11 protein-coding genes are annotated in these 8,071 nt (G+C 56.4%); 8 read left to right on the forward strand and 3 right to left on the reverse strand.

What is annotated here, in order from left to right:
- The 3 genes from E4P82_RS21140 to E4P82_RS21150 all read left to right on the forward strand — a co-directional run.
- A partial coding sequence (locus E4P82_RS21140) for a HigA family addiction module antitoxin (protein ID WP_169250722.1) occupies positions 1 to 281 on the forward strand: 281 nt, incomplete at its 5' end.
- A 34-nt stretch (positions 282 to 315) separates the two neighbouring features.
- Positions 316 to 594 carry a HigA family addiction module antitoxin gene (locus E4P82_RS21145; protein WP_246327783.1) on the forward strand — a complete coding sequence of 93 codons (279 nt, stop codon included), beginning with the start codon at positions 316 to 318 and terminating at the stop codon, positions 592 to 594.
- Positions 581 to 763 carry a hypothetical protein gene (locus tag E4P82_RS21150; RefSeq protein WP_169250724.1) on the forward strand — a complete coding sequence of 61 codons (183 nt, stop codon included), beginning with the start codon at positions 581 to 583 and terminating at the stop codon, positions 761 to 763. Before E4P82_RS21145 ends, E4P82_RS21150 begins: the two co-directional genes overlap by 14 nt.
- A gap of 50 nt (positions 764 to 813) precedes the next feature.
- Here the strand turns inward: E4P82_RS21150 and E4P82_RS21155 are convergent, their stop codons facing one another.
- Positions 814 to 1,362: a tyrosine-type recombinase/integrase gene (locus tag E4P82_RS21155; protein WP_169250725.1), complete on the reverse strand. Its 549-nt coding sequence runs from the start codon at positions 1,360 to 1,362 to the stop codon at positions 814 to 816.
- A gap of 165 nt (positions 1,363 to 1,527) precedes the next feature.
- Here E4P82_RS21155 and E4P82_RS21160 point away from each other — a divergent pair, with 165 nt between their 5' ends.
- Complete coding sequence (locus tag E4P82_RS21160) at positions 1,528 to 1,989, forward strand: copper chaperone PCu(A)C (protein WP_169250726.1); 462 nt, start codon at positions 1,528 to 1,530, stop codon at positions 1,987 to 1,989.
- Positions 1,990 to 2,860: 871 nt separating this feature from the next.
- On the opposite strand, the gene E4P82_RS21165 is transcribed toward E4P82_RS21160, so the two are convergent.
- Together E4P82_RS21165 and E4P82_RS21170 are read right to left on the reverse strand one after the other, a co-directional pair.
- Entirely contained in the window at positions 2,861 to 3,997 is a 1,137-nt protein-coding gene (locus E4P82_RS21165) for a replication protein RepA (protein ID WP_211203246.1), read from the reverse strand.
- 489 nt (positions 3,998 to 4,486) lie between these two features.
- A complete protein-coding gene (locus E4P82_RS21170) occupies positions 4,487 to 4,963 on the reverse strand; it encodes a hypothetical protein (protein WP_211203247.1) in 477 nt (158 codons plus the stop codon).
- A gap of 443 nt (positions 4,964 to 5,406) precedes the next feature.
- Here E4P82_RS21170 and E4P82_RS21175 point away from each other — a divergent pair, with 443 nt between their 5' ends.
- The 4 genes from E4P82_RS21175 (at position 5,407) to E4P82_RS21190 (ending at position 7,916) form a co-directional block, all read left to right on the forward strand.
- Positions 5,407 to 5,766 (forward strand): plasmid mobilization protein, encoded by a 360-nt coding sequence (locus E4P82_RS21175; protein WP_169250727.1) that lies wholly within the window; start codon positions 5,407 to 5,409, stop codon positions 5,764 to 5,766.
- The gene (locus E4P82_RS21180) at positions 5,735 to 7,258 is read left to right on the forward strand and encodes a relaxase/mobilization nuclease domain-containing protein (protein WP_169250728.1); all 1,524 of its coding nucleotides are present in this window, start codon (positions 5,735 to 5,737) and stop codon (positions 7,256 to 7,258) included. The genes E4P82_RS21175 and E4P82_RS21180 overlap by 32 nt, the downstream gene beginning before the upstream one ends.
- A 78-nt stretch (positions 7,259 to 7,336) precedes the next feature.
- Complete coding sequence (locus tag E4P82_RS21185) at positions 7,337 to 7,615, forward strand: type II toxin-antitoxin system RelE/ParE family toxin (RefSeq protein ID WP_169250729.1); 279 nt, start codon at positions 7,337 to 7,339, stop codon at positions 7,613 to 7,615.
- A 19-nt stretch (positions 7,616 to 7,634) separates the two neighbouring features.
- Positions 7,635 to 7,916 carry a HigA family addiction module antitoxin gene (locus E4P82_RS21190; protein ID WP_169250730.1) on the forward strand — a complete coding sequence of 94 codons (282 nt, stop codon included), beginning with the start codon at positions 7,635 to 7,637 and terminating at the stop codon, positions 7,914 to 7,916.
- The last annotated feature ends 155 nt before the right edge of the window (positions 7,917 to 8,071 follow it).

The raw sequence follows: 8,071 nt of genomic DNA on the forward strand, positions 1-8,071 counted from the left end.
ATGTCGATGAAAACCCACCGCATCCCGGTCAGTCCATCAAGCTGGATTGTCTGGAACCGCTTGGCCTATCCGTGACCGATGGAGCAAAAGCCTTGGGCGTGACCCGGCAGACTCTCAGCAACGTGATTAACGGTAAGGCGGGGATTTCCGCCGAAATGGCGACGCGGCTTTCCCAAGCGTTTGGCGGGACCGCTGAGGTCTGGTTACGGATGCAGGTCGCCTACGATCTCGCGCAGGTGCAACAGAAGAATATCCACGTTGCGCGCTTCGAGCCCGCATAGGGGAATAATGAGCGGAACCATCACCAAAATCGGTATGAAGCCCGCCCATCCGGGGAGTTTCATCCGCACCGAGATTCTGGACGAACTGGGTTTGTCGATTGCCCGCGCCGCCGAAATTCTCGGCGTGTGCCGCGCGGCACTGTCCGATTTGGTCAACGAAAAAGCGGCGTTGACGCCGGAAATGGCGCTGCGAGTTGAGATGGCCTTTGGTGTTTCGATGGATACCCTGCTGCGAATGCAGGCAGGATATGACAGCTATATCGTTCGGCAGCGGCAAGGGGAAATCAAGGTGCGGAAGTATGAACCGGCGTGAAATCCTAACCGATAGCGGCAAATCGCAAGAGGCTGACTTGCTTGCAACGCTTGAAAAGATTAGCCGTGCTGCTCAAAAACACGATGAGGGAAAAGGGATTCCCGTTGACGCGTTCTTTCACGCGTTCGAGAAAAAATACGGTCTGAGGCGCGATGCAGTGCAGGGCTGAAAATCAGATGACAGTGCAATAAAGCGCTTCTGGAATTTTTTTATTTTTTCCTACCGCCAGAGCTTTTCAAACCGGGCCGGATTGGCGGCGGTGTAGCGGACGGTATGCTGAATGTTGCGATGCCCCAGATAGTCTTGAATGAGCCTTGTATCTGCCCCCTGATCGGCCAGGGCGAAGCCGCAGGCATGGCGGAGCATGTGGGGATGGGCGGGCAGGGGGAGCCCGGCCATTTCGCCATAGCGGCGGATGGCGGCCCAGACGGTGCGGCGATTGAGCGGCGCGCGGCGCTCGCTGACGAAGAAGGTTTCCCCCGGCGGAGCCATCGCCGCCCGTGTCTTCAGCCACGCCTTGATGAACCGGATTTCATCCCCTCGCAGCGGGTGCGTGGTCGAAAGCCCTTTCTTGAGCCGGGCGACGTGGAGGCACCGGCTTTCGACATCGACTTGCGACAGCTTCAACCCACAGGCTTCCGACACCCGCAAGCCATGGCGGAACAGCAGCAGCAACAGGCAGCGGTCGCGGGCTTCGTGCCGTGCCCCCTTGACGGCGTCCAGCAGGCGGTCCACCTCGCGGGCGGTCAAGTGTTTGCGCTCATCCATCGTTTTGTCCCATGTGGGGGTTTTCGGCCGCTTGCGAATTCAAGGGCTTGCGGCGGTCCGCCCCGTCAACATAGGACAGAATGGTACATTTTGTCCATAATGAATTGATGGAAGGCAGTGACCTGTCTGTCTAGACTGTGTATATCAATCTCAGGAGATTTTTAGGTGATCCAGAGACGATTTTATTCTTTGCTCGCCACGTTGGCATTGATTGGGTTCCCGCTCCTCGCCAGTGGCCATAACTATCAAGTAGACGCTATCCGAATTGTACACCCTTGGGCTACCCCAACCGTTTCGGCGGTCACTGATGGCGCTACTGGCAGGGGCTATCTGGTATTGCGGAACACTGGTCGCAAACCGGATAAGCTGCTTGCGGCTTCTGCGGAAATAGCTCAAAAGGTCGAACTGCGCGCCGGTGGCAAGATGGGCGATGCGTCAACGGCCCATCCAGTGCAAGCTATTGAAATCCCTGCTGGTGGAGAAGTCCGGTTGAAACCTGACGGCCCCCATCTCATGCTGATCGGCCTTGAGCAACCGTTGGAGGAAGGGCAGCATTTCTGGGTTGTGCTTGAGTTTGAACGCGCCGGAAAAATCAGCGTGGGGATGTTCGTGCAAAAAAAACGCTGAAAGCGCAATCTATTGAGCGGTTCGCCGTGGAAGCTGCGGTATTTAGTTTGCAATCCGAAGAATGAGTTGGGGTCTGCTCTAGATACATGTAATTTTTTTTAGTGGCTTAGGATCAGTTGAACGAAAAACCTGGTTAAGCAGTGCGGGTAGCGTTGGCGTAGCTCACCACGCTTGCCGGGTAATACATCACACGCCCGGGCGTGTGTGTCCTTCACCACTTAATCAATTGCACAAATGATCGTTTAGCCGCGCAAAATGGAACCTTTTTTGTCTTATTGACGTTCGGCCTGTTGAACAAGTTTATCTATGTATTTCTGAAATTCTGACTCATAGGAGTCTCTGCTTTCTTTCCAGACAGAACGAGCCATTTTTACTTGATTTTAAGAAAGACAAAAGCCAATTTTGCCAACTTTTTCCAGAGCCTTTTTCGATCTTTCGTCTTTCCCAAAATGGACGTCTTGATAGAAGTCGTATGCCATTTGGAACATATTGAAGTAATAAAGAGACAATGCTCTAAGTTTTCCCTTCGTTTGCTCTTCTTTTTTCGAGGTTATCGTATATCCCCCATAAAATTGGATCATTAATGTAAATTTTGTCAAGTTCTAGTAAAGCTTCTCCTAAGAATTCACTACCTTCTTGTGCGAAAGTGCGGAGGCTAAGTTTATTCTGTTTATTGTACGTATAAATCGACAGGCCAGTCGCTATAAGCGATATGAATGCACAAAATATAGAGATAAGGTCGCTAGTAGAAAGATGGTCTTCTTTGAGTGGGGCAAGATATAAAATAGAATGATCGTTTTGAAAAAAATCGCTGTAGAATGCCATTTGAAAAAAAATCACTGTAGAATTCCATTGATTGCTTCCTTTCCAATCATGTTTCTAATTCATTTTTGATTTTTTTTCGGCAAAAAGCGATAAACGCCGCATCCGGTTTTTGCGGCGGTCCCTTTTTCTCGATCCATTCGCGCCACTGTCTTTCCAGTTCGTACACATCCCAGCCCGGTGCGGCTTTTCTTGCAATTTCGTAGGTCGAATTTCGCAAGTGCGGCCCGCTCCGTTCTTGGAAATCCGGCAAGGGGAGCAAGAGCGGTTCCGGTGCGGGCGGATTCTTGAGCCGGGGCAGCGCGGGGGGCAGTTGTGCCACATGCGGCTTGCTGGGCTTGAGCAGCAAGCCCCGTTCGCCGCCCTCAACATTGGCTTCCGGATAGAGGATGAGGACTTTTCGCAAGTGATGGAGAAATTTCTTTTTGAAATTCCGCAGTCCTTGTTCATCCGAGGCGTAATCCGCGCCGAATTGCATTTCCAGAGCAGGCCAAGGGATTTCCGTAGGCTTGCGCAAATAGGACATGCGGTAGGTCAGCCAGCAATAAATATCCAAGGCCAGAGGCGAGCGTTTAAGCACCTTGAGCGCCCGCATATCCACCGGAACCGGGTTGTTTATCGCCTCTTCAAAAAACTTTTTGCCCAGCTCAATGGTTGATTTCCACAGCGGTGCGTCATCGGGCGCTTTCGGGTTCCACCACAAATCCGCTTCTTCGACAACCCGGACGTTGACGATTCCGGTCCGGTCCTTGTCGTCATAGATGCAGGTCACGGACGAGGCGAAGAGCCGGGTCATCTGGTCGCGCAGCCGCGTGATGCTGCCCCATCGGCCCCCGGTAGGCGTCAGGTCCAGCCCCGCCATGAAGGCCGACAGGGACGGCCCGAGTTCCAGAACCGGAGATTTGGTGCGCACTGCTTCCGTTGTTATCCATGACACGAGCAAGCGGGGGATCGAACCATAGGGTAGTCCAATGTCACTTGGGGCGAGCATGGAGAGGATTAAAGAGCCGTTGCGCCGTTTGAATTCGTTACCCGGCGTTGCCTTGTGCGGCATGGTGGCTTGCGTCAGGGCGCGGGCCATGAAACGAACGGCTCCAGCTTCGCGCGCCTCTTCTGCCTCGATCATTAAGGCTTGCCTTACGAGCCTGTCGAGGTCTTCATCATCGCCTTTGTCATCATCGCGCATATTCTTTTCCTACCTCTCTTTCAAGGAAAAGCATAGGCCGAACTTATCCACAGAATGGAACCTTTTTAGAAGGTTATCCACGCATAAACGGAACCGCAAAAAGGTTAGATTTACGCATAAACGGAACCGCATTTACGCATAAACGGAACCGCAAAATCCAAAGAAATATCGCGTAATAGTTTGTTATTAAACGTGTTTTTTACCGTTTTTCCGGCCCTCCCTGTAGTACCCTGTATTTATAAAAAAAACCCTGTAGTTGGGAAACGCGGTTGGTGGAAAACTCGCCAATCACGGAAAATTGCCCCTCAAAAACCCAAAAGACGGCTTGCAGGAAGGAGGCAACTGGACGGCTAGAGGCCAGACCTGACGCCTTGGCGGGGCTTCACACACCAGAGGCTTGCGGGAGGAGCGGCTTAAACCACAGTGGGAGAGGCCCAAGCCGTTCGTGAGGGCGGTAGGAAAGAAAAAATGGGCGCGGTCGCTTCACGCTCAAAGCGTATCAACGAGCATCGCTATCCGATCTTGAAACAACAGAACCAGAACGGCTAATCCCGCCGCGATCAACAGGGCGAGAAGGAACCAAGGCCGGGCTAAGGTCCGTAATCCGGTTTTTCGTTCGGTGCTTGGAGCGGGTTCGCGCCGGTCCGTCAGCAGGGCCGTGGCCTGTTGTCGCCAGTGGTCCCGGTCTTGCCGCAGGTCGTCGATAACGTCGTCTTTCTCCCGAATCCGTTCGCGTAAAAGGTCAACTTCACGCTGTAAACCACTGTCAATCTGTTGTAAACCAGCATCCACTTTGTTGTTTTGGTTGTCGTTTACGGTTGATGCTGGTGGATAGACCCGGAACAGTTCGGCAGGATCAATCCGCCATTCACCAGATTCCGCTCTAGTTGCTGAGATACGGCCTTCCTTGATGGCCTTGTGTATCGTTTGCCGTTGCTTCCCTGTCAACTTGGCGGCTTCTGTCATCCCTATCATCTTGCTATCTCCTATCATCCACCGGGCTATCAACCCAGTATCAACCCACTTTTGGCGGTCGTACAAGCGAGAAAAAAGCGGCCCGCCATGCTTATGGGAAGTGAAGCGGGCCATTCATCACCGGAGAGCAAATAGCCTAGCGGGGTGAATGGCCGACCGCAGGGCGGCCAGAGGGGGCAGCGATGAGCCCCCGGCAAAAAAAGCGCGAGCGGTCGCGAGCCCGAAAGTTTTCTGTGCATATCTGGCGTGAAACGGAACGATGACCCCCCGGACTCTGTATAATAACGGGGGTGGTATAGTCGGGTAGCGAGATAGGTTTTCGCAAGGCGAAAACTCTCCATCTCGCCAAGGGGCCGTGCCCCTGTGGAACCCCGCCGCGCGTTCGCGCGGTTTCTGTATGTTTTTCGGAGCAATCCGCTTGCGAGGAATCCGCCATGGGTAGGCCGCGTTTGGCCGAACACGCGATCCGGGAAAACTTCACGGTGCGACTGACCGCCGCCGAACGGGCACGGGTCGAGGAACAGGCGCGACGGTTGAAGTTGTCGCCAAGCGACTATGCCCGCGCTTGTCTGGTGCGCGGTACGGTGCGCGTGGTTCAGGACGAGGGCTTCGACCCGGAACAGGTGCGGGCGCTGTTGGCGATTGGGAATAACCTGAACCAGATTGCCCACCGCCTGAACGCGACCGGGACGCATGCCCCGGCGAAGCTGGATGCGGTGCTGGATGCGATTAGAGCGCTGTTGATCGCAGCAGGGCGGCGGCATGGTCCCGCGAACGACCAAGCCGGGGCGTAGCTTCATCGGGGCGTGGGCCTATTACGGCCACGACAAGCGCGATGCGGCGCAGATCGAGCGCGGGGAAGGTCAGCATACGGCGGAGCGGGTCGAGTGGCACCACGTCGAAAATCTGGCGGGCATTGAGGATGCGCGCGCGGCCTTCGGCTTGATGATCGACACGGCGCGCTTGAGCCGCCGCTGCGAGAAGCCGGTTTATGCGTTTTCCTTGGCGTGGCATCCGGAGCAGCAGCCCGAGCGCGCCGAGATGATTGAGGCCGGACGGGCGGCGTTGCAGGTTCTCGGGATGGAGGACTATCAAGCCGTCTTTGTGGCGCATAACGATACGGCGCATCGGCATGTGCATGTGATCGTGAACCGGGTGCATCCGGTCACGGGCAAGGCCGCGAACAATTACCGGGACCAAGAAAAGCTACAGGCGTGGGCACTCGCGTATGAGCGCGAGCATGGGAAGGTGTTTTGCCGGGCGCGAGAGTTCAACGCCGTGGCCCGGCAGATGGCCCAGAAGCGGCCTGACCGGCCCGCGCCGGGTCGGTACGTGGATAACACGGTGGCCGAGTGCTGGCGGCGCAGCGACGGCGGGAGAGGCTTTCAGAGCGCGCTAGAGGCGAGGGGGTGGGGCTTGGCGCGCGGCGACCGGAAAGCGGCGGTGTTGATGGCGGTGGCGCCGAATGGCCGGGCCTTCGCGGTGTTGCGCGAACTGAATCAGGGATTGCCCCAAGGCCAGAAGATCACGAACGCGGCGTTCGATCAGCGGACCGCCGACCTTAAGCTGGACGCGTTGCCCAACGTGGCGCAGGTGCAAGCGGCACTCCGCGCCGCCGGTTCGCGCAAGGCGCAGGAACCGGAGCGCACCGAGCCGCAAGCGCCCCTGTCGGCGCGGGAGAAGTTCCGGGCCGTGGGGGCGGCATTGGCGCGGCAGGCGACGGCGCAACGAGAGGCCGAACACCGCGAACGGTTTGAGGACTGGGCGGCACGGGAGCGGCAACGCTTGTTCAGTCGCCAGCTTGAGGCGCGGGACGTCCTGCACCTTGCGCATGAACGCACGCGGGAACTGTGGGCCAATCGAGAGGGGGAATCCTTCGACCGGCGACGGCGGGAGGCGAGCGCCGAGATGCGCGCCATCGAGGAGCGGCAAGCGCAAACCGGGCTCAAGGGCTGGGTGTACCGGGTGAGCGGACAGGCCGAGACGGAGCGCGAGGAGCTGGACGTCTTGCGGGTGCGCAAGCACGACCTGACCCGCGAGCAAAACACGGCGTGGGAGGCGATGGAAGCGCCGTTGCGCGCGGAAGCCGCCGCGCTCAAGGCGCGGCAGGAAGTGGAGTTGCAGCAGTTGGAACAGCGACTGGCCGAGCGGTGGGAACAGTCATGGAGCCGGGCGCGGGACCGGGTCAACGAGAACACCCGAGCGCCGAAGCCGAAGCCCGAGCGCAAGGCGGAGCAACAATCACATGGACGCGGCGGACGCAGCCGAAGCCGGGATTATGATTGAAGGTATTATCATTTTATAAAACAATTGATTATAAACTTTATAATTGACAAGTGACAATTGACGCTTTACAAATAAAGGATGATCGAGAATTTCAAGGACCGGAGATTAAAACGCCTGTACGAGCGCGGGGACCGCAGCAAAATACGGGCGGATTTAGTCGATAAAGTCGAGCGCGTTTTGGCGCGGCTGGATCAGGCCCTTGTGATTGACGATATGGACTTGCCCGGTTACCGGTTGCATGAATTGAAAGGCGATTTGAAAGGATTTTGGAGCGTCAGCATTTCAGGCAACTGGCGGATTATTTTCCGCTTCGAGAACGGCAAAGCGTATGACGTTGAAATGATCGACTACCACTAGCTTGAAAGGAGAGGCCATCATGTCGATGAAAAACCCACCGCATCCCGGTCAGTCCATCAAGCTGGATTGTCTGGAACCGCTTGGCCTATCCGTGACCGATGGAGCAAAAGCCTTGGGCGTGACCCGGCAGACTCTCAGCAACGTGATTAACGGTAAGGCGGGGATTTCCGCCGAAATGGCGACGCGGCTTTCCCAAGCGTTTGGCGGGACCGCTGAGGTCTGGTTACGGATGCAGGTCGCCTACGATCTCGCGCAGGTGCAACAGAAGAATATCCACGTTGCGCGCTTCGAGCCCGCATAGGGGAATAATGAGCGGAACCATCACCAAAATCGGTATGAAGCCCGCCCATCCGGGGAGTTTCATCCGCACCGAGATTCTGGACGAACTGGGTTTGTCGATTGCCCGCGCCGCCGAAATTCTCGGCGTGTGCCGCGCGGCACTGTCCGATTTGGTCA

Source organism: Candidatus Competibacter phosphatis (genome assembly GCF_012939995.1).
GTDB lineage: Bacteria > Pseudomonadota > Gammaproteobacteria > Competibacterales > Competibacteraceae > Competibacter > Competibacter phosphatis.

Coding starts and splice junctions, on each gene's coding strand:
- E4P82_RS21185 (WP_169250729.1), top strand. CDS start 7,337: ATGATCGAGAATTTCAAGGACCGGAGATTAAAACGCCTGTACGAGCGC.
- E4P82_RS21150 (WP_169250724.1), top strand. CDS start 581: ATGAACCGGCGTGAAATCCTAACCGATAGCGGCAAATCGCAAGAGGCT.
- E4P82_RS21155 (WP_169250725.1), bottom strand. CDS start 1,362: ATGGATGAGCGCAAACACTTGACCGCCCGCGAGGTGGACCGCCTGCTG.
- E4P82_RS21180 (WP_169250728.1), top strand. CDS start 5,735: ATGGTCCCGCGAACGACCAAGCCGGGGCGTAGCTTCATCGGGGCGTGG.
- E4P82_RS21165 (WP_211203246.1), bottom strand. CDS start 3,997: ATGCGCGATGATGACAAAGGCGATGATGAAGACCTCGACAGGCTCGTA.
- E4P82_RS21170 (WP_211203247.1), bottom strand. CDS start 4,963: ATGACAGAAGCCGCCAAGTTGACAGGGAAGCAACGGCAAACGATACAC.
- E4P82_RS21175 (WP_169250727.1), top strand. CDS start 5,407: ATGGGTAGGCCGCGTTTGGCCGAACACGCGATCCGGGAAAACTTCACG.
- E4P82_RS21145 (WP_246327783.1), top strand. CDS start 316: ATGAAGCCCGCCCATCCGGGGAGTTTCATCCGCACCGAGATTCTGGAC.
- E4P82_RS21190 (WP_169250730.1), top strand. CDS start 7,635: ATGTCGATGAAAAACCCACCGCATCCCGGTCAGTCCATCAAGCTGGAT.